The 19612-nt window shown below is 59.5% G+C and carries 19 protein-coding genes; 10 read left to right on the top strand and 9 right to left on the bottom strand.

Features of this window, described 5'->3' with window-relative positions:
• Nucleotides 1-260 precede the first annotated feature (260 nt).
• The 7 genes from KDX37_RS12140 to cbiE form a co-directional block, all read right to left on the bottom strand.
• Entirely contained in the window at nucleotides 261-1634 is a 1374-nt protein-coding gene (locus KDX37_RS12140) for a PepSY-associated TM helix domain-containing protein (RefSeq protein ID WP_231652951.1), read from the bottom strand.
• An 80-nt stretch (nucleotides 1635-1714) separates the two neighbouring features.
• Nucleotides 1715-2182, bottom strand: coding sequence for a DUF2946 domain-containing protein (locus KDX37_RS12135; protein ID WP_406642112.1), 468 nt, complete (start codon nucleotides 2180-2182; stop codon nucleotides 1715-1717).
• Between the two features lie 13 nt (nucleotides 2183-2195).
• The gene (locus KDX37_RS12130) at nucleotides 2196-2663 is read right to left on the bottom strand and encodes a copper chaperone PCu(A)C (protein ID WP_231652950.1); all 468 of its coding nucleotides are present in this window, start codon (nucleotides 2661-2663) and stop codon (nucleotides 2196-2198) included.
• Between the two features lie 53 nt (nucleotides 2664-2716).
• A complete protein-coding gene (locus KDX37_RS12125) occupies nucleotides 2717-3103 on the bottom strand; it encodes a DUF2946 domain-containing protein (RefSeq protein WP_231652949.1) in 387 nt (128 codons plus the stop codon).
• A 253-nt stretch (nucleotides 3104-3356) separates the two neighbouring features.
• Nucleotides 3357-4073 (bottom strand): cobalt-precorrin-6A reductase, encoded by a 717-nt coding sequence (locus KDX37_RS12120; protein ID WP_231652948.1) that lies wholly within the window; start codon nucleotides 4071-4073, stop codon nucleotides 3357-3359.
• A complete protein-coding gene (locus KDX37_RS12115; RefSeq protein ID WP_231652947.1) occupies nucleotides 4070-5182 on the bottom strand; it encodes a cobalt-precorrin-5B (C(1))-methyltransferase in 1113 nt (370 codons plus the stop codon). The genes KDX37_RS12120 and KDX37_RS12115 overlap by 4 nt, the downstream gene beginning before the upstream one ends.
• Nucleotides 5182-6384: a precorrin-6y C5,15-methyltransferase (decarboxylating) subunit CbiE gene (gene cbiE / locus KDX37_RS12110; protein WP_231652946.1), complete on the bottom strand. Its 1203-nt coding sequence runs from the start codon at nucleotides 6382-6384 to the stop codon at nucleotides 5182-5184. Before cbiE ends, KDX37_RS12115 begins: the two co-directional genes overlap by 1 nt.
• A 135-nt stretch (nucleotides 6385-6519) precedes the next feature.
• On the opposite strand from cbiE, the gene cobG reads away from it, so the two are divergent.
• The 10 genes from cobG to KDX37_RS12060 all read left to right on the top strand — a co-directional run bounded on the left by cobG (nucleotide 6520) and on the right by KDX37_RS12060 (nucleotide 16018).
• Nucleotides 6520-7860, top strand: a complete 1341-nt coding sequence (cobG, locus tag KDX37_RS12105; RefSeq protein WP_319941694.1) for a precorrin-3B synthase — start codon at nucleotides 6520-6522, stop codon at nucleotides 7858-7860.
• Entirely contained in the window at nucleotides 7857-8483 is a 627-nt protein-coding gene (locus KDX37_RS12100) for a precorrin-8X methylmutase (protein WP_003368856.1), read from the top strand. The genes cobG and KDX37_RS12100 overlap by 4 nt, the downstream gene beginning before the upstream one ends.
• Entirely contained in the window at nucleotides 8483-9214 is a 732-nt protein-coding gene (locus KDX37_RS12095) for a precorrin-2 C(20)-methyltransferase (protein ID WP_231653025.1), read from the top strand. The genes KDX37_RS12100 and KDX37_RS12095 overlap by 1 nt, the downstream gene beginning before the upstream one ends.
• Nucleotides 9214-10917 carry a precorrin-3B C(17)-methyltransferase gene (gene cobJ, locus KDX37_RS12090; protein ID WP_231652945.1) on the top strand — a complete coding sequence of 568 codons (1704 nt, stop codon included), beginning with the start codon at nucleotides 9214-9216 and terminating at the stop codon, nucleotides 10915-10917. Before KDX37_RS12095 ends, cobJ begins: the two co-directional genes overlap by 1 nt.
• A 486-nt stretch (nucleotides 10918-11403) precedes the next feature.
• Nucleotides 11404-12105: a hypothetical protein gene (locus KDX37_RS12085; RefSeq protein WP_231653024.1), complete on the top strand. Its 702-nt coding sequence runs from the start codon at nucleotides 11404-11406 to the stop codon at nucleotides 12103-12105.
• A 59-nt stretch (nucleotides 12106-12164) separates the two neighbouring features.
• Entirely contained in the window at nucleotides 12165-12896 is a 732-nt protein-coding gene (locus KDX37_RS12080; RefSeq protein WP_231652944.1) for a hypothetical protein, read from the top strand.
• Entirely contained in the window at nucleotides 12883-13518 is a 636-nt protein-coding gene (locus KDX37_RS12075) for a hypothetical protein (RefSeq protein ID WP_231652943.1), read from the top strand. Before KDX37_RS12080 ends, KDX37_RS12075 begins: the two co-directional genes overlap by 14 nt.
• A gap of 29 nt (nucleotides 13519-13547) precedes the next feature.
• Nucleotides 13548-14183 carry a hypothetical protein gene (locus tag KDX37_RS12070; protein ID WP_231652942.1) on the top strand — a complete coding sequence of 212 codons (636 nt, stop codon included), beginning with the start codon at nucleotides 13548-13550 and terminating at the stop codon, nucleotides 14181-14183.
• A 223-nt stretch (nucleotides 14184-14406) separates the two neighbouring features.
• Complete coding sequence (locus tag KDX37_RS12065; protein ID WP_231652941.1) at nucleotides 14407-15222, top strand: hypothetical protein; 816 nt, start codon at nucleotides 14407-14409, stop codon at nucleotides 15220-15222.
• Between the two features lie 67 nt (nucleotides 15223-15289).
• Entirely contained in the window at nucleotides 15290-16018 is a 729-nt protein-coding gene (locus tag KDX37_RS12060; RefSeq protein WP_231652940.1) for a hypothetical protein, read from the top strand.
• 57 nt (nucleotides 16019-16075) lie between these two features.
• Here KDX37_RS12060 and KDX37_RS12055 read toward each other — a convergent pair whose 3' ends face one another.
• Together KDX37_RS12055 and retS are read right to left on the bottom strand one after the other, a co-directional pair.
• Entirely contained in the window at nucleotides 16076-16672 is a 597-nt protein-coding gene (locus KDX37_RS12055; protein WP_231652939.1) for a MarC family protein, read from the bottom strand.
• Between the two features lie 73 nt (nucleotides 16673-16745).
• Nucleotides 16746-19535, bottom strand: a complete 2790-nt coding sequence (gene retS, locus KDX37_RS12050) for a hybrid sensor histidine kinase/response regulator RetS (RefSeq protein ID WP_231652938.1) — start codon at nucleotides 19533-19535, stop codon at nucleotides 16746-16748.
• Nucleotides 19536-19612 lie beyond the last annotated feature (77 nt).

Genomic DNA, 19612 nt, shown 5'->3' with positions numbered 1-19612 from the left:
CCTTCACCCGCTTTGAGCCGCGAGGGTTGGACAGGGTCAACGCCTAGATTTCGCCCTTGGCGTTGTCCGGGTAGGCATCGCTTTTTCTCCTGCTGACTACATAAAAGGAAACGCCCCGACAAGTCGGGGCGTTTCAATTGCGTTTCACACAGTCCGCGAAGGCGGCTTTAAAAACATTTGTATCGAGCGAGGCCTGAACCGATCAGGTGAGGAATTCATCACAAAACCGCCCGCCGATTTCAGGCCTCGCCGCGTGCAATTTAAGCTGCTGCCGAGGATTTAGCAAAGCGGGAAAAAACTATTCGATCAAATAGCCATACCGCCACCAGCGAAACGCCTACCAGTGGGAACGCAACGGCGATACCGGACATGATCACAATCGCTGTTTTCCAGCGTGGCAAGTCGTGGCGCAACGGTGGTGCACCCAAGCCTCCCTGCGGGCGTCGTTTCCACCAGATCACCAGTCCGCTGACCGCGCTGAGCAGGATCATCAGGCAGGCGAGGAAGATCAGTAACTGATTGATCCAGCCGAAAAACTTCCCTTCATGCAGCATCACGCCCATCTCAGTGGCCCTTGAAACCAGGCTGTAATCCTGCCAGCCGACGTCGGCCAGTACCTTGCCGCTGTACTGGTCAATGTGCAGCGTTGCGTCGTTGCGCGGGTCGTCAGCAAACACCGACACCGTGAACACGCCTTCGGCAGTTTTCGGTGCGGTGATGCTGTAGCCCGGCTCGATCCCGCGCGCGCTGGCAATCTCGACCACCTGCTGCAGGGTGACTTTTGGCGCCGCAGGACCGGATGACATTCCGTGTTGATGCATGTGCTCGGCATGTTCGCCGGTAGACTGCGGCATGGGCGTGTTTTCAAGCGCCCACGGCACGGTCTGCGCGCTCGCGGTGTTCAGTTCACCTGCCAGTTGCGTGGATTTTGGCACGTCAGTCCACATGGCCGCGGGGAAGGTATTCCAGACCGCTGCGTACTGCTTGCCCCACATGCCAGTCCAGGTCATGCCGCTGAGCAGCATGAACAGCAGAATCAGCGATCCCCAGAAGCCCGTCACCGCATGCAGATCGCGCCACAGCACGCGTCCACGTTGGGTCAGACGTGGCCAGAGCACGCCGGCTGCACGGGTTCCACGCGGCCACCAGAGATACAGCCCGGAGATCACCAGCATGATGCCCCAGCCTGCGGCCAGCTCGATCAGACGGTCGCCGAGCGTGCCGATCATCAGTTCGCCGTGCAGCGCCCGGGCAATCGCCTGCAGGTTTTTCGTAGCGTCCTGACTGCCCAGAATCGTGCCGCGATAGGGGTCGACGAATACATTCAGCTCGTTACCTTGATCACGAATGACAAACTGCGCGCTGCCTTCGGTACTCACCGGAGGGAAGTATTTGCTGATCGCGGCGTGAGGGTAGGTGCTCAGCACCCGCTGTTTAAGCTCATCAGCACTGATCTGATGGTGCGTCGGCGTCACGTTCAGCAAGTCGCCGTACATCAGGTTGTCCAGCTGCGGCTTGAACAGGTAAATGATCCCGGTGAGCGACAGCAGAATCATGAACGGCGCAACGAACAGACCGGCATAGAAGTGCCATCGCCAGGCAAGGTTGTAAAAAGAAACGGTGGGTTTTGACACGGTTGACGCTCCCGAATAGGGACAACACAGCACAACCCGCCTGCAGATCTGAGCTGCAGGAGGTCGTGGAATCTTTGAATTCACACTGTCTGGAGCGTTGGTGGTGCCCTACTTCGGGCATTGGGGAACACTGATCGTTGCGCATGTCCCTGCTGGAGAGCGGCAGCGAAGAAGTCTGCCGGTCGTGGCGGCGTGGCGGCGACCAGCACCAGCACTCGGGACAGTGCCGGGCAACTGAACAACAGCGTGCAGTAACCGCATTTGGCCCACAGCGCATGGTCGCTCATGCCTGCATCGGCAGGCTTGGTGGCGGCATTGTCAGCATGATGGGCGTGGCTTTCAGCCGGCATGTCCATCGAGCCGGGCATCGAGCCAGGCATCGGGTGAGACATCGAGCCTGGCATCGGCATGCTGGCGTGCTGATCCATCGGCATCGACTGGGAAACCAGTGGGCCGATAAAGATCATCAACATGGCGAACAGGCTCAGCCAGGCGCCTCGTGTGCTACGAGGGCTGACGGAAGACGATTCGCGACGCGGGCTGCTCAAGGTTGGTTGCTACTCAGTGCGCGTGTTGAGGTTCGGGGGCCTGTTTTACGACCACAACCTGAACCTCGACATCCCCGGCTTTTTCAAAATGCAGGACGAGTGGAAAGCGCTCGCCAGCGATCAGCTTCGAGCGGTCTTTCAGATCGAGCAGCATGACGTGCCAGGCCATGGGCGCGAAGCTCACCGTGGCACCGGCTGGAACGTCAACGGCCGCTACGTGCTGCATTTTCATCAAACCGTCAGCCTGAACATGCTCGTGCAGCTGCGCCTGACCGGCAATCGGGGTATCCACGCCGAGCAGACGGTCTGCGCTGTCGCCCTTGTTCTCGATGGTGAAATACGCCGCGACCGTCGGCGCGTTGGGCGGCAATGCCATGGACCAGGGATGACCGATCAGCAACGGGCCTGCGGTGTATTGATGGGCATGGGCGAAACAGGCAGGCAGCAGTAACGCGGCCAGCACGAGGGCTTTTTTCAGCATTGGGGTATCTCCGGTCAAACCAGTCAGGTGCGTTGCAACGCGAGGACAGCGGATCAGACCGGTGGAGAGGCTCGAGGATTGGCGCTCGGCCATTGCGGACGTGGTGGCGTGTGAATCAGGAAAATGGCAGGCGGAAAGGGTTCTTCCTCCAGGCGAGCAACCAAACCATGGGTGAAGCCAGACGGGATAACCACAAGCACCGAGCCCGAACAGCAAGGGCAGTGCTGCATCGCCGAATGGCGCGGTTGCTCGGGAATACTGTGCGGCGCCTCGCCCAGGGAAACCGCCACCAGACGCGTCCCGCCACCGCTACAGAACGTGCTCCACAGCGCCTGCTCACCCGAAGCCTGAGGCGTATTCGGTGACAGAGGGATGGCCAACAGGCTGAACAGCACTGCAAAGCAGGCAATCCAGACCGATGTCGTCCGGCGTGGGGACATGACAGTTTCCGTTCTTGTTAGCGATAAACCCTGTCATTTAGCCTGAATCCAGAGAATAAGTAAAAAGGCCAGGCTGTGGTCGGGTGTCGCGTGCGCTATGCGTCATGCCATAGGCCAACGCAATGTCATTCAGTGCTGCGTGCATCAGATCATCATGGGCAGGTCGCCTTCGCCATCAAGCGCAAGGCCGCCCGGTGCTGTCCCGTGAAAGCATGGCTATTGTCTCTTTGCTCGCGAACAGGCGGCCTCGACGTTACTGCGCTAACGCACTCAGCACTTCTTCGACGCTCCACAGTACCCGGTCGACGGCTGGAAGTTCGGGGCGCTTGAGGATCAGGACGGGCATGCCGCGTTCGCGGGCTACGTCCAGTTTGGGTTCGGTGGAGCTGCTGCCGCTGTTTTTGCTGATCAAGACGTCGATATTGCGTTGTTCGAAGAGGCGACGTTCGTCTTCCAGCAGGAAAGGACCACGCGCACCGATCACGTCGCAGCGCTCGTTGCCAGGGTAGGGATCAAGTGCGCGCAGGGTCCAGAACTGGTGCGCCGGGATCTCGTCGAGGTGCTGCAGTGGCTCACGGCCGAGGGTAAACAGTGGGCGTTCGAAGGGAGCCAGTGCTGCCACCAGCTCTGACCAGTCGGCCACTTCGCGCCAGTCATCCTCGGGGCCAGCCTGCCAGGCGGTACGGCGCAATGCCCAGCATGGAATGTCTGCCAGCTGCGCTGCGAGTGCAGCATTGCGACTGATTTGAGCGGCATAGGGATGGGTGGCATCCAGCAGCAGATCAACCCGCTGCTCGCGGATGAATTGCGCCATGCCCTCAGCGCCGCCATAGCCACCGACCTTCAAGTCACACGCGAGGTCGGTGGGCACCCGGCCCACGCCTGCGAGGCTGTAGATGTGCTCTGGTCCAAGCGTCCGGGCGATGGCCAGCGCTTCGGTAATACCACCCAATAACAGAATCCGCTTCATGATTGCCCCTCGGCCTGTTCAACGCCTGCGCGTCCGACGATACCGCCCTGGCGGTCAATGGCGAACACTTCTACCTGAACCTGGCCAGGCACCACGCTGCGGGCAAAATCCAGCGCGTGCTGACAGACCGCATCGCCCAGCGCGATCCCCGCTGCGGCGCTCATGGCCAGGGCCTGCTGACTGGTGTTGGCGTCGCGAATCTGTTGTTGCAAGTGCTCGTTCGCGCCGACGTCTGCAGCCCAGGTCGCCAGTTGTGGCAGGTCGATGCTGGAGTGACGGCTATGCAGATCCATATGGCCGGCAGCCAGTTTACTGATCTTGCCGAAGCCGCCGCACAGGCTCAACTTGTCCACCGGCACCTTGCGCAGATGCTTGAGCACAGCACCGACGAAATCGCCCATTTCGATCAGGGCGATGTCTGGAATGTTGTACACGCGGCGCATGGTGTCTTCGCTGGCGTTGCCGGTGCAGGCGGCGATGTGCAGATAGCCGTTGGTGGTGGCGACATCAATGCCTTGATGAATCGAAGCGATGTAGGCGGCGCAGGAAAACGGCCGGACAATGCCGCTGGTGCCCAGAATCGACAGGCCGCCAAGAATGCCCAATCGCGGGTTCATGGTTTTCAGGGCCAGGGCTTCGCCGCCTTCAACGCCAATCGTTACCTCGAAGCCACCGCGGTGCGCCATCTCCACCGCCAACTGCATCAGGTGCTCGGTCATCATGCGCCGAGGCACCGGGTTGATGGCCGGCTCACCGACGTCCAGTACCAGACCCGGGCGGGTCACGGTGCCAACGCCCGCTCCCGCCACGAAGCTTACGCCTGGCACAGCTCGCAGCCGGACCCGGGCATATACCAGCGCGCCATGTGTCACGTCAGGATCGTCACCGGCATCCTTGAGCGTGCCTGCTTCGGCGAAGTTATCCACAAGGCGGCAGAATTCCAGGCGCATCTGCACCTGTTTGCCTTTGGGCAAGACAATCTCGACCGCGTCGCAGGCCTGCCCGCCGAGCAGCAGCCGCGCCGCCGCCAGGCTGGTTGCAGTCGCGCAACTGCCCGTGGTCAGGCCGCTGCGCAGAGGGGCGGGCTGTTCTGCGGTTTCCTCACGCATCAGGGTTTGACCACTTCCAGCAACGTGATCGGCAGCGCCTGACGCCAGGTATCAAATTCGCCCAACGGCTTCGCGTGCGCGACGTGGATGCGGGTCAGCTCACCGCCATGCTTTTCACGCCAGTTCATGAGCGCCGTTTCGCTTTGCAGGGTCACGGCGTTGGCGACCAGACGGCCGCCGGAGCGCAACTGCTCCCAGCAGGTTTCCAGCACGCCAACACGCGTCACGCCGCCGCCGATGAAAATCGCGTCGGGGCGTTCCAGGCCGTTGAGGGCTTGTGGCGCATGGCCGCGTACCAGTTGCAGGCCTGGCACGCCGAGGGCGTCGCGATTGAATTCGATCAGTTGCTGGCGGCCTTCGTCTGCTTCGATGGCCATGGCACGGCAGGTCGGGTGGGCGCGCATCCATTCAATGCCGATGGAGCCACAGCCCGCGCCGACATCCCACAGCAGCTCACCGGGCACCGGGGCAAGGCGGGCGAGGGTGATGGCGCGTACGTCGCGCTTGGTGATCTGGCCGTCATGCTCGAAGGCGTTGTCTGGCAGGCCCGCAAGAGGGCTCAGGCGCAGGGCTGTCGCGTCGGTACGACAGTCGATTGCGACCAGATTAAGTGCTGCAATGTCAGGATTGCCCCATTCGCTGGCCAATCCGTCGACGCGTCTTTCAGACTCGCCGCCCAAGTGCTCCATCACGGTCATCTGGCTGGGACCGTAGCCCCGCTCACGCAGCAGACCTGCGATGATCGCCGGGCTGCTGCCATCGTTGCTCAGCACCAGCAGACGCATGCCATGGTGGAAATGGGCGTTCAGTGCTGCGACTGGCCGGGCGACCACCGATAGCGTGACCACATCCTGCAAAGGCCAGCCCAACCGTGCGGCAGCCAACGAATAGGAAGAGGGTGCTGGCAGAACGCGCATTTCTTCAATGGCGACGACCTTTGCCAGGCTGGCACCCACGCCAAACAGCATCGGGTCGCCGCTGGCAAGTACGCATACCTCGGCGCCACGCTGTTCCAGCACCGGGCTCAGAGAAAACGGACTCGGCCATGCTCGGCGCTCCGCACGAATGCAGGGCGGCAGCAACGCCAGTTGACGTGGGCCGCCAAACACCTGATCGGCCTGCAACAGAGCGTGCCGGGCGTTCCTGCCCAGGCCTTTGTAACCGTCCTCTCCGATTCCCACGACTGTCAGCCACGGTGACATGTACACACCTCAATCCGAACTTCCGACAGAGCGCCTTTTCATGCCTGCGGACAAAGCAGGCATAATACCGCGCCCAACGGGGTACAAGTGCTCTAATCCACGTCCAGTTCCAGCCAGTTCATACCGGGTGATCCATTGAACGAGCAGAAGTACGCTCGCACAGCCTCCGCAACGCTACGCCCCTCGGCCTGTCCGGGGTTGCTGCGTATCGTCCCGGCGCTGGACGGTGGCATCTGCCGGATCAAACTGGCAGGTGGTGTGATCCGTGCCGACCAGGCGGTGGTGGTAGCACAGGCCGCTCAGGCGTTTGGCGGCGGCGTGATCGAGGCCACCAACCGCTCCAACCTGCAGATTCGCGGGATCGGGGCCGATCACGATGGCTTGATCGAAACTGTGATGGCGGCAGGTCTCGGGCCATCCAGTCCCGACAGTGACGATGTTCGCAACCTGATGCTCAGCCCGACGGCCGGGCTCGATCCACAGATGCTGTTCGATGCCCGCCCGCTGGCTGCGCAGATCCTCGAAGCACTGGAGACCCATCCGCGCTTTCACGAGCTGTCACCCAAATTCGCGTTGTCGCTGGATGCGGGCGAAGCACTGGTCATGCTGGACCATCCACATGACGTATGGCTTTCAGCGCTGGTACACGATGGCGAAGTGCTGCTCGGTTTCGGGCTGGCAGGTTGCCCCGCACATGATCGTCCGTTGGCCGCAGTGCCACTGACCGAGGGCCGGGCGCTGGTGGTCGCCTTGTTGGAGCTGTTTGTTGATCTGGCCCGGCCTGAGCAAACCCGCATGCGCCATCTGCTGGCCGAAGTCCCGGTAGAGGATATCCTCCGCCAGCTTTCAACGCGTTTACAGACGGAGTTGCGTGTAGATCCTGCGATCACCTGCTGGCAGCGCCCAGCGATTCAGCAAAACCGGCACATCGGTATTTATCCACAGGCTCAGTCGGGTCTGGTGGCGGTGGGTGCCGCTGTGCCGCTGGGGCGTCTGAATACCCAGCTGCTTTCAGCGGTGGCGCAACTGGCGCTTGATCAGGGCGACGGCACCTTGCGCCTGACCCCCTGGCAAAGCCTGTTGCTGCCCAACGTGCCGGCCGAGCGGGCTGCGGGCGTGATGGTGGCGTTGCAGGCGGCTGGCCTGATCGGTTCGGTCGATCAACCGCTGGCGCAGATCGTAGCGTGCACAGGCTCTGCCGGGTGTGCCAAAGGGCTGGCCGACACCAAGGGCGATGCCCGACAACTGGCTACGTTGTTGCATGACAGCCAGGCGGTGCATCTGACCGGGTGCAATCGCTCGTGCGCGGCCGCTCATGTCGCGCCGGTGACCCTGCTGGCCGTCTCGCCTGGCCGATATGACCTTTATTATCGCGACGCAGCCCAGAGTGGTTTTGGTGAGCTGCGCGCGCGTGACCTTACTATTGAAGCAGTCGGTGCGCAGTTGAACGCCGACTCACGGAGCAACACTGCATGATTGACTACATCCGCGATGGTCAGGAGATATATCGCAACTCCTTCTCGATCATTCGCGCCGAAGCGCGTCTGGACACGATCCCTGCCGACCTGGAAAAACTCGCCGTGCGCGTGATCCATGCCTGCGGAATGGTCGAGGTCATTGAAGACCTGCGCTTCTCGCCGGGTGCCGGTACGGCCGGGCGCAACGCTCTGGCTGCCGGTGCGCCGATCCTGTGCGATGCGCGCATGGTGTCTGAAGGTATTACGCGCACCCGGCTGCCCGCCAATAACCCGATCATCTGCACGCTGCATGACGAAGGTGTGCGGGAGATGGCGCTGGAGCTGGGCAACACCCGCTCTGCCGTGGCTCTCGAATTGTGGCGGCCGCATCTCGAAGGCAGCGTGGTGGTGATCGGTAATGCGCCGACGGCGCTGTTCTATCTGCTGGAAATGCTCGATGCGGGCGCGCCAAAACCGGCACTGATTCTCGGCTTCCCGGTCGGTTTCGTGGGCGCCGCCGAATCCAAGGCGATGCTTGCTGCCGACAGCCGAGGCGTGCCGTTCGTGATCATGCAGGGCCGTCGTGGCGGCAGCGCCATGGCGGTCGCTGCCGTCAATGCACTGGCCACGGAGATCGAATGATGCAGGCACGCGGTCGATTGATTGGCCTGGGTGTCGGCCCCGGCGACCCGGAGCTGATCACTGTCAAAGCCTTGCGCCTGCTGCGTGAATCGCCGGTGGTGGCGTACTTCGTGGCCAAGGGCAAAAAGGGCAACGCCTTCGGGATTATCGAAGCGCACTTGCAGGATGTTCAGACCCTGATGCCGCTGGTTTACCCGGTGACCACCGAAGCACTGCCGGCGCCGCTGTCTTACGAAAAGGTCATCAGCGACTTTTACGACGAATCCAGCCTGCAAGTGGCAGCGCATCTGGATGCAGGCCGCGACGTGGCCGTGATCTGTGAAGGCGACCCGTTCTTTTACGGTTCTTACATGTACCTGCACGACCGTCTGGCCGAGCGTTACGAAGCCGAGGTCATCCCTGGTGTGTGTTCGATGCTCGGTGGCGCGTCGGTGCTCGGCGCACCGTTGGTGTACCGCAATCAGAGCCTGTCAGTGTTGTCCGGTGTGTTGTCCCATGAGGACCTGAAACGCAAGCTGGCGGATGCCGACGCCGCCGTGATCATGAAACTGGGCCGTAACTTCCACAAGGTCCGCGAAGTGCTGACAGAGTTGGGCATGGCTGAGCGTGCGCTTTATGTCGAGCGAGCCACCATGGCCAATCAGAAAATCGTGCCGCTGGATCAGGTCGACCCGATGTCGTCACCGTATTTTTCGCTGATTATTGTCCCTGGCGACAGGTGGCAAGGCTGATGACCGATCACACTCCGGCCATTGTCATTCTGGGCAACGGCAGCTTTGCCACGGCGCGGCGGATTCAGCAGCTGTATCCCGACGCGTTGATCCATGGGCTGGCTGATCGTGTACAGGGCGCTGACAGCACCTACCGCGAGTTTGGCGCCACCCTGCGTCAGCTGTACCAACAGAACACGCCAATCATTGCCTTGTGTGCCGCGGGCATCGTGATTCGCACGCTGGCCCCGCTGCTGCTGGAAAAAGGCGCAGAGCCGCCCGTGCTGGCGGTGGCCGAAGACGGTAGCGCGGTAGTGCCATTGCTGGGCGGCCTGGGCGGTGTAAATGTCATGGCACGGGCTCTTGCGAGCGGCCTTGGCGTTGCTCCTGCGATCACCACCAGTGGCGAATTGCGCTTTGGCACCTGCCTGCTGAATCCTCCAGGCGGCTATGCATTGGGCGATCTCGAACTGGGCAAGCGCTTCGTTTCCGACCTGCTGTCTGGCGAGCCAGTTCGTATCGAAGGTGAAGCGCCGTGGCTGGCCGCTGCGCAATTGCCTGAAGACCCGCACGCTGAGCGGGCGATTCATGTGGACTGTGCCTTGCGTGAGCCGTCGCTCAACGAGTTGCAGATCTACCCACGCTGCGTGCTGGTGGCGGTGACGACAATCAGCGCCGGGCTGGCCGACCAGGTCCGCTCTGCCTTGCGCGATGCACGTATCGCCGAGCAATCGCTGGCCTGCCTGCTGGCGCCTGACACGCACATGGCCAACGCACAATTGCATCATGCCGCCGCTGAGCTGGGTATCACGCTGCGTTTCGCACTTGCCGGGTCGGCAAGTGACATGGCCATGGGCGCAGTGCCTCAATTGCTGCCCCCGGTTGCACTGAGCAGCGACATGGCGATCGCCATCGCTGCACAGCCTCTGGATGTGCAACAGATCGGCCGTGGCCGGGGTCGGCTTGCGGTGATCGGCCTCGGCCCCGGCGCAGCTGATCTGATGGTGCCTGCGGTCAAGGCAGAACTCGCGCGCGCCAATGATGTGCTCGGCTATGAAACCTATGTCCGTATGGCTGGGCCGTTTCGTGCTGATCAGGTGCTGCATTGCACCGACAATCGTGAAGAAATGATGCGCGCGCGGCACGCCTTCGACCTCGCTGCGCAAGGGCGCTCGGTGGTCGTGGTCTCGTCTGGCGATCCCGGTGTTTTCGCCATGGCGTCGGCGGTGCTTGAGGCGTTGCATGAGTCCGCTGACCCTGAGTGGCACCGCGTCGAGCTGGAAATCCTGCCCGGTGTCTCTGCCTCGCTGGCCACCGCCGCCCAGGCCGGGGCGCCGCTGGGCCACGACTTCTGCGTTCTGTCGCTGTCGGACAACCTCAAACCGTGGGACATCATCGAAAAACGCCTGGACCTTGCCTGTCAGGCGGATCTTGCGCTGGCGTTCTATAACCCCATTTCCCGCTCAAGGCCGTGGCAACTGGGGCGGGCACTGGAAATCGTGCGCCAGCATCGAAATCCGCAAACCCCGGTCACACTTGGGCGCGATATTGGTCGTCCGGGGCAAACGCTGCGTGTCATCACCTTGGGTGAGCTGACCCCGGACCAAGTGGATATGCGCACCATGGTGCTGATCGGCTCGTCCCTTACCTGTGTGTTCCCTCGCAACGAGGGCGGTAATTGGGTGTACACGCCACGCTGGTACGGTGAAAAACCAGCCAAGTGACGCTGGCAGTGTCGGCATTTCCTCAATGACATGTGGGGAAATGCCGAAAACCAGTCGCCCTACGGCAACCTGAGGCTAGTCAATCGCCGGACGTGGTGAGCGAATTGGCACCTGCCTTTCTATGCCGCCCGTAGCTGAATTCCTCAGCTAATCCAGGAATGTTCTTTGCTGCCCTGTTCCAAGGGCTGAAATCGTCTGGATGAAATGTGCATGTTTTACGTTGTTGGCGTTTTGCGACTGCTCAAACACTCGCATGTCCTGAAAAGTGGCTGAACATTCGTTTCGATTAATTCACTAATCTCGCCTCTGTCCACCAGGACGCTTGAATGAATGGATTAATGAAATTAAAGGGAAGTAACGATCATGGATAACAGTTCACAACGTGGCTACATTGCCGCCTGCACCCTGGCCGATGGCTCGCGTTCGTTGGTCGAGCAACTGATGCCGCAGACCACCCCGATGGCTTTCATGGCACCGCTGCCTGAGATGTCGACAGTGGTTGACGGCATTGAGAGCGTTGAGGAAGCCGAAGGTGCCATAGTCGGGGGCAGCGTTGTTGCCTTTGCCGAGGGCGTGTCGCGTCAGAACAAGGAAGACGTCAAGGATTCCCTGTTGCTTGCCACGCTGACCGCCAACAAGGCATTCAACCCTGAAACGCAGGGCGACCAGTGGTACGGCAAATTCAATGAAACACTGGCAGTCATGGGCTGGCTGTCCAGCCACTGGCGTTACGCACGCTATCGTGCCACTCAACAGCGATTCAGCATGGATGAAGTCGGCCTTGAGATTCTGGGCTCCGCCATCGCCGCTGCGGCCCTGCCAGGTCCTGCCTCGTTGGCAATGCTGAAAGTCGCCAAGGATGCCGTGACGGCACTGAGCGCCAAAAAAGAGCCGCTGCGGCTGTTTGAAAAGCACTCCAAAACGCACCGGGGTGGCAGCTTTCGTATTGCGTCCTGCGCGGAGTCGTCGGATGGGACTGTGACACTGGCGATGGCCGGGGTCAGCTTCCAGGCAGACAGTGAGGTCACCAACGTATTGTTCTGGGAATGGCAGGACAGCCAGGTGGAAACGTATCTCGGTGAAAACAGCCTGGTGTTCAACACCCGTGTTTATAACGGTGTACGGGATACCGTTCAGAGCAAGCTGGATGCCAACGCCAAAAGTGCAATCGAAGCGTTTGATATCTGACACACGCATTCACGGAGGCGCCTGGCGTCTCCGTTCTCTGGATGAAAAGGAAGCTGTCCATGGAACAGGTTTTCAACGGTGCCGTCGTCAATGCGGGCTGTCTGCTGTTTTTTCCGGAACAACAGAAAGTTGATCAGCAAAACGATGTTCTGGATTCGCTGCTGTATGTGCAGTTGGCCGCAGTGAAAAAGCACAGGAAGTTCGCCGAATTTCACAAATGGAATGAAACCTGGCTTGCTGCAGCACTGCGCTTTGGCTGGGTCATGAAGGCAACTGAGCATGTCAGTGAATCCTTGCCCGCTGATGAGACAGATACCGTCTGGGGTTGGGCCAACAGAGCACTGGCAGGGTTGGTCCCGAATGACGCTATCGATCATGCTGAGCGGCGCGTACGCAAAGCCTGGGCTCAAACTCCCGGGCAAGAGGCAGTTCGCCTGCTCAACAGTCAGGTGCTGGCGGTGAGTGCTGCCGTGCACGATCCGCTTGAAGTCGGTAGTGAATCCAGGCAGGGCAAGGTTACTGTGGCGCTGCAAATAGGCTATGTCGGTGCCCACCGCAACCTTGGTCTGGCTCAGCTTTACTTCACTACGCGCCAGTCGTTGACCTCCGGCTTCCTGTTCGAAACCCTGGCCCCGGACGAGGTGTGTGGCAATATCGAATTGACCTGCTATTCGATGAGGTTGATGGATCAGGTCTATGCGCAGTTTCGCGAAGCCTTCGATGTAAGTCTGTCGGCCAGACGTGCCGTCTTGTTGAAGCGCTTCGAGGGGGTTGCCGATGTCCAGTCCTGAGCGAAGTATTCTGTCGGGCACCAGCCTCGTATCGTTCGGCCATGGTATATCGCCAGACCTTGGACAGGATATTCTGGACTGCCTGCTGTATGCCCAGTTGAAAGCCGATGAGCAACACACCTCAAAGCGCTCATGGCGTCCCTGGTTCTATGAGTACCAGATGTCGATAAGCGCCAGCGGCGCTCGACCTCATGAGCGGCTGGACGACGACCGGCTGGAGATCCAGAGCCTGCGCGATCTCGACAGATTGCCGTTGCGCTCCAGCCTGTATTCGCCCGAGCTGCGTGACCTGTTCCGGGCATCGCTCGAGGCACTCGTCGCGAGTGATCACGCCCAGACCTTTTTCAATTCATGGTTCACTTCTGGTCGTTCGGAGAGCTTCCAGGTGGTGCCGTGCACTCGACACAACGACGACCAAGTCACGCTCATGATGTGTGGCCTGCAGTTGACCACTTCAGCACTTCGGCCAGCTTTTCTCTTTTGGCAGGCGCTGTCGGGTCAAATGATAGTTGATGTTGCGGGTGGTGCTTTCCGGTTCAGTCGCAGGGCTTTCGATCCTTTTCGTGACGCTGTGGGCGAGGCGCTGTCGCGCCATGCGCTGAAGCGTGTCATTGAGCTGTAGCCTCGCGGTTTGGCAAGGAGGGCGACACGATGTATTCAGGGACGAGTAACGCAGTTTATCTGGGCGATGTACCCAGTATGGCGGCTTTCCTGCCGGGGCTTTCTGATGAGGAGCGGTCTGATGTTCAGGACGTTCTGCTCGATGCGCAGCTTTTTGCGGACCGGCAGTTCGGCTTTCAGGAGCAATGGAGCAGCTGGATGCACTATTACCGCAACAGACTCGGCGCTCGTGGGCTGCAAACAGCCGGTCTGGTATTAGGGGATTCGCTGGTTGTAAGCAGTGTGCAGGATCTTATGACGGCAGCGTTCAGGGTATCGGGACTGCCCGGTCATGATGATCTGGCGGAGATGGTGAAGCGATCGTTCGCCGCGATGGGTATTTTTCAAGCCGCAGAAGCCTACTTTCTAGGAGGTTTCGATCAAGGACATCTGGGCAGTTTTCAGGTGGTGCCATGCAAGCGACATGGTCCCGATGAAATACTGATCCTGCTGTGCAGCCTGCATGTGAGTACTGACACGTATTCTGCTGGAACCCGGCGGCTGTTGTTTCACTTCAAAGGAGGCAGCTACGTCTTCAGCAGGAAGATTTATCAGGCACACCGCGATGAGGTAGTACGTTATCTGGGTGGCAGAGCGCAGGGTCTGATACGTGCGATCACTGTTTGAACGAACGTGATGGGTGTTGTGCGGGCTAAAATACTCTTGTCACGTTAAGACGCTTTGCGAACATTAAGGCAAGTGTGCAATGAGCGACACGGCTCAGAATCTTGTGGATCTGAAAGTCCGGGATTACAGGTCATGGTTGGTAAAGAGTTTGATGTTGAAGTTGAACATGTTTGAGTCTAGGTTTGGCTGGCGGTTACATGAGTTGCCGCCGTTCTGAAATATAATGCAAGGATTGCAGAAAATGACAACCAGTGAAATTATTACGTTACCGACAACCGAGCAAAGCGACCAGTTTTTTCAGGGCCTTCCTGTGCTGGCCCCACGACCTCGTCATGCGATGTTCGTGTCGATAGACGCTGTTGATGATGTTGTTCAGGGTGTCGACGATGACATCGCCAAGGTGAGTAAAGACGCGCCAGCGATCATCGCATTTGCCGATGGTGTCAGCGAGAAGAATCGCGAAGCAGTCATGCTGGGCGTAGAGTTTGCCGAAGTGGTTGCGCGCAGCAAGGCAAGTGTCGAAGAGCAGCCCATTGAATTTCTGAAACACTATTCGGCAGCTATGCTGCAAGCGGGCTGGCTGGGCACCGGCGGGCATGAGTATGGTGAATACACAACGAGCGATAAATCGCTGACGATGGACTCCATCGTTATTGATCTGATCAGCTCGATCGCAGGGCCAAACGCGGCAGCCGTTATCGCGCTCATGAGCTCAGTGCTGGACAAACTGCAACAGAACGAGCCGCTGATGAAGCTGTTCGAAAGCCAGAGCAAGCGCGGTCTGAATACGATCTTCAGAGTCATGCCATGTATTGAATCGGGTTCGGGTATACCGGTTACTTATTTGCTTTCCATGCACTGCGTCTACAGAAGTGACTCGGGCGGAGCCCTGTTCTGGAAGTGGAAGTTTTCCGAGCTGAGTATCAAACGTATGGCAAAAGGCGTCGAGTTCAATTCCGCGACGCTTGAGCGTAACAGGGCGCGAATTATCAACTACCTTGAAGGCGAGGCGGATGATTTCTTCAATGGACTGAAGTAATCAGTCTGGAGGGGCGGCATCAGCCGCCTCTCTGTCATTATTGTATTCGGGGAACGCAATGGATTGCATGAATGATACTTTTCTTGTCGCCGGAAAACTGGTTTGCGCGTTGGGCCCAACACCCGTTGGCCAGTGTAATGAGTTACTTGACTCGCTGTTTTTCGCACAACGGGTTGCTGACGGAAAAGCCAACAGGTTCTGTGAAAATGAGCAATGGCTGACGGAGCATGACAAGGCTTTGGTCGTGGCAAAATGGATGCTTGTGGAAGCCCGCCATGAAAGTTTCAGCCTGGAGGACGAGCCCAGCGTTACGATTGCGTCCCTCATTGAGGATGCACTGCCGGGTCATTTGCCTGATGCGCTGGGCGTCCGGTTGAAAGAAGGCATGGCGTGCATGGCTCGGCTGCCGAAAGACGGCGCTGAATACACACTCTTTCACCGCTCGGTGCTTGAAAAATTACCGCTCAAAGCCCCGGAAGGCGACGCAGCCGAAGATCCAGGCGCTGTCTACAAGGTTGTGCTTCAAATAGGGGTTCTGCAGCAAGAGACCGCTCTTTTTTCGGTGTTTCTTGCTTTCAGCACCACTACAGTTCTCGCTGAAGATCTCTTTGGGCAACCACTTTTTGCAAAAGACCTGCTGGGCCCTGTCCGGGTGCGCTTTGAGCGTCGGGAATGGAGATTTGCGGAATATTCGACAGTGCGGGACAGGGTCGAAAAATTTATAGCCGATAAAAAAGAAGGGCTGATTCTGCCGATTCCATGCGAAGAGCAGTCAGTGCCGTCTGGACAGCGCTGACAGCTCGCAGTCCAAAGAATGCCCGCTCGGTTCTGCAAAAAAACGCGGCTTACAGGATTACTGCACCAGATAGCCTCTTACACCGGTAAAGATGATCTGCGCCGCCAGCGCACACACGAACAGCCCCATCAGGCGGCTGACAATCTGCAGCCCCTGGTCACCCAAAATGCGCTCGATGCGGCTGGCGAGGAAGAGCACCACGCCCACGGTAAAACTGGCCAGCGCGATGCTCAGAATGGCGGTCAGTTTGTCATCCCAGTGCGGCTGGCTGACGCCCATGACCAGCAGGGCGCCGATAGTGCCCGGGCCAACGGTCAACGGGATAGTAAGGGGCACGATCGTGACGTCCTGCTGGACGTTATCGGTCTGAACGGCTGATTTGCCTTGCGCCATACCCAGTGCCGAAATGAACAGCACGCTGCCTGCACCAATCCTGAATGCGTCGACCGTGATACCGAACACGTCGAATATCACCCGTCCGAACAGATAAAGCAGCACGCTGGACACCAGTGTTGCGAGTGCGACTTTCCAGGCCAGCCGACGCTGCTCTTTGCGTGAGTGGCCGCGGGTCAGGCTGATGAAACAGGACAGAACGAAGAACGGGCTGTAAAGCACCAGCATCTTCAGATAAACGCTGAACAGCACATGGAGCATGGTTTGAGCTCGTGACGGCAGGTGGATGGCGTGAGAAGTCTATCAGGCAGAGGTCTCTCTGAGTCCGAGACGATCAGTTTCGCTGATACATGTCGCCGTCGGAGGTCAGCCCACGTACCTTTTCGCGTTGCGCCACCCAATGCTCGACCAGCTCTCGCAACTGAGAAAGCTCGATAGGCTTGGCCATGTGCCCATCCATGCCCGCCTGACGAGCGCGATCCTTGTGTTCGGTGAGGATGTGCGCCGTCAGCGCCACAATAGGCGTGCGCACCCGCTGGTTACCCACTTCCCAGGCGCGCAGTTGTTCCGTTGCGGAGAAGCCGTCGAGGATCGGCATTTCACAGTCCATCAAAACCAGATCGTAGCGCTGGGCTTTCATGGCGCGCAGGGCTTCTTCACCGTTGCTTGCTGTATCCGGGTCGAGATTGAGCTTGCCGAGCATTCCACGGATGACCTTGGTCGAGATGCTGTTGTCTTCAGCTACCAGGATCCGGAAGTCGCTCGGTACGCGCACTGGCGTGTTCAAGACCGGATGTGAATTGAGAGCGATGACGCCCTTGTTCAATTGGGTCAGCTCATCCGCGAGCGTGGTCTTGAGGGTATAACCGGCTACCGGCTTGGCCAGGATGCGTTTGATGCCAGAGTTGCGCGCGATGATCTTGCTCGGTGCGTTGCTGATTCCGGTGAGCATGATCAGCAGGATATCGTGGTTTAGGCTCGGGTCTTCCTTGATCTTGGCAGCCAGTTGCATGCCGGTCATGCCGGGCATGTTCTGGTCAAGCAACACGACATCGAAGTAATCGCGCAGATGCGCCTTGGTGCGCAGCAGCGCGAGGGCTTCCTTGCCAGAGGCCACAGCGCTGACGTTCAAGCCCCACGAGCTGCATTGCTGCACCAGCACCTTGCGGCACGTGTCGTTGTCGTCGACGACAAGGACGCGCGCGTCTTTCAGTGGGCTGTCGAGGTCGAGTGTGGGTTGTTCGAGGAGCTTTGCGTCCAGCGGCAGTGTCAGCCACAGTGTGTTGCCCTGGGGGCCGCCGTTCTGAATGCCGAATTCGCCGTCCATGAGTACGATCAGTTGCCTTGCAATGACCAGCCCCAAGTGGCCGCCGAGCTTGCTGCTGGCGAGGAAGTTCCGGCTGTGCAGCTCGGCATGCAACAGGTCGTCGCGTTCCTCGTCTGACAGCGATTCGCCGCTGTCCTGTACTGAAATGCGCAACCGGGGCTTGCCGGATTTCGAACTGTCGAGCGCAACGGCCAGAAGGATTTCGCCTTCCTCGGTTTTCTTCAGCGCATTCTCCAGCAGACTGAGCAGGGTCTGACGAAGTCGCGTCGGGTCGCCGCTGATCACACGCGGTACCAGCGGTTGTATCAGGCTGATGAGTTCGACCTGTTGCTGTTCTGCCTTGGCCCGGAAGATGTTCAGACAGTCTTCCACCAGTGCGCTGATATCAAACTGGACGTCATCCAGTTCGATCTGCCCTGATTCGAGCTTGGTGATGTCCAGAATCTCGTTGATCAGCGTCAGCAGCTCGTTACCCGCGCTATGGATGGTGTGTACGTAATCGCGCTGCTTGACCGACAGGGGCGTGCCCAACAGCAGCTCGGTCATGCCCAGTACGCCGTTCATGGGCGTACGGATTTCATGGCTGATCTTGGCCAGAAACTCGGCCTTGGCGTTGATTTCAGCGGTGCTCGCCGCCTGATCGCGGCTGATGCTGAACCGGTCTTCGGTGATGCTGCGCTGACGCTCGCTCAAGGCGATGCTCATCAGCAGTCCGCTGATGCAGAACACACACAACAGTGCCAGCAGCAGCCACTGCGGAGGCACCAGGCTGAGCCATAGCAGGCCGGGCAGGACGACCATATAACCAATGTTGAAGGTGATCATGCCCATCACGAACAGGCGGGCCGAGCGGTAGCCTTTCTGCCAGTGCCACACCGAAACCGCCAGTATGCTCAGCGTGGTGATGGCAACCAGCACGAAAGTCAGGATGTTGATTGGCAGGTGGTCGTTGCACAGGACCAGTACAGCGCCGAGCGCCATCAGCACTGCGTTGCCCAGCAACAGACGATCCAGCGCCCTGACGTTGCGGTGCACGAAAAAACAATAGGTGTAGATCAGGCCCGCGACTGCGGCCATCAGTAACGCGATATGAGCACTGGGCGTTTGCGAAACATGCCAGGAATCGAACGGACTGAGCAGGTTGAGCAATAACAGCGCGCTGAGCCCCAGCAAGGCTTCGCAGCCAGCCAGCCACAGGTTGCTGCGCGAGCGCGTGTGCCCGTAACGGGTCAGGTTCTGAACGATGAGCATGCCCAGCGCGCCAAACAACAGGCCGAACAGGAAAGGCTCGTTCTCGTTCGCAGCGCTCTCGATTGCGGGTTCCAGTGTGATGCTGGGGCGCATTTTCTGGTTGGATACCAGCCTGATGTAGAGGTCCAGTGGATCGGCGCTTTGCGGCACCGGCAGCAGGAAATCGTTGGATGGCAGGCGCTGATCTTCCCGAGGCACGTTGTTGCCGGTCCGCAAGTGATCGACGAGCTGGTCGTCGTTCATGACGTACAGGTCGGCGCTGGCAAGGTCCGGAGCAAAGATGCGAAGCAGTTGTTCGTGCTGGCTGGGGTGCAGTCGGTAATGCAGCCATATCGCGCTGTTGCGGCCGGCGGCCACGACATGGTCAAGCTCGACAGGGCTGAATTGATTCTGGTAACGCGCAGAACGGATCTCGTCCAGCTCTAGCGTGGCCTTTTCGTCAAGCAGTGTGGCCCAGCCCGAACCATGCTCGGCATTTGCCGACAGCATGAAGAGCAAGGTCATCAACCCGACAGTTGAGGCAACGGCAATCCTGAGCCAGCGCAATATGAGATCCCTTCCTGAATGAGTGCATAGTGAAGCTGGGCAACGCCGGAACGACCGGCCAGCTCCTGCATTCAGGA

The sequence above is a fragment of the Pseudomonas californiensis genome, assembly GCF_021147775.1.
In the GTDB taxonomy this organism is placed as follows: Bacteria; Pseudomonadota; Gammaproteobacteria; order Pseudomonadales; family Pseudomonadaceae; genus Aquipseudomonas; species Aquipseudomonas californiensis.
Note: the sequence above shows the minus strand (reverse complement) of the source record. Positions and strands in the feature narration are given on the sequence as shown.

Bases quoted from the DNA above. Each gene is read 5' to 3' on its own strand.
- KDX37_RS12130 (WP_231652950.1), bottom strand. From the start codon at position 2,663: ATGCTGAAAAAAGCCCTCGTGCTGGCCGCGTTACTGCTGCCTGCCTGT.
- KDX37_RS12065 (WP_231652941.1), top strand. From the start codon at position 14,407: ATGCAAGGATTGCAGAAAATGACAACCAGTGAAATTATTACGTTACCG.
- KDX37_RS12080 (WP_231652944.1), top strand. From the start codon at position 12,165: ATGGAACAGGTTTTCAACGGTGCCGTCGTCAATGCGGGCTGTCTGCTG.
- KDX37_RS12100 (WP_003368856.1), top strand. From the start codon at position 7,857: ATGATTGACTACATCCGCGATGGTCAGGAGATATATCGCAACTCCTTC.
- cobJ (WP_231652945.1), top strand. From the start codon at position 9,214: ATGACCGATCACACTCCGGCCATTGTCATTCTGGGCAACGGCAGCTTT.
- KDX37_RS12055 (WP_231652939.1), bottom strand. From the start codon at position 16,672: ATGCTCCATGTGCTGTTCAGCGTTTATCTGAAGATGCTGGTGCTTTAC.
- KDX37_RS12115 (WP_231652947.1), bottom strand. From the start codon at position 5,182: ATGCGTGAGGAAACCGCAGAACAGCCCGCCCCTCTGCGCAGCGGCCTG.
- KDX37_RS12125 (WP_231652949.1), bottom strand. From the start codon at position 3,103: ATGTCCCCACGCCGGACGACATCGGTCTGGATTGCCTGCTTTGCAGTG.
- KDX37_RS12075 (WP_231652943.1), top strand. From the start codon at position 12,883: ATGTCCAGTCCTGAGCGAAGTATTCTGTCGGGCACCAGCCTCGTATCG.
- KDX37_RS12085 (WP_231653024.1), top strand. From the start codon at position 11,404: ATGTCGACAGTGGTTGACGGCATTGAGAGCGTTGAGGAAGCCGAAGGT.
- cbiE (WP_231652946.1), bottom strand. From the start codon at position 6,384: ATGTCACCGTGGCTGACAGTCGTGGGAATCGGAGAGGACGGTTACAAA.
- KDX37_RS12095 (WP_231653025.1), top strand. From the start codon at position 8,483: ATGCAGGCACGCGGTCGATTGATTGGCCTGGGTGTCGGCCCCGGCGAC.
- KDX37_RS12120 (WP_231652948.1), bottom strand. From the start codon at position 4,073: ATGAAGCGGATTCTGTTATTGGGTGGTATTACCGAAGCGCTGGCCATC.
- KDX37_RS12070 (WP_231652942.1), top strand. From the start codon at position 13,548: ATGTATTCAGGGACGAGTAACGCAGTTTATCTGGGCGATGTACCCAGT.
- KDX37_RS12060 (WP_231652940.1), top strand. From the start codon at position 15,290: ATGAATGATACTTTTCTTGTCGCCGGAAAACTGGTTTGCGCGTTGGGC.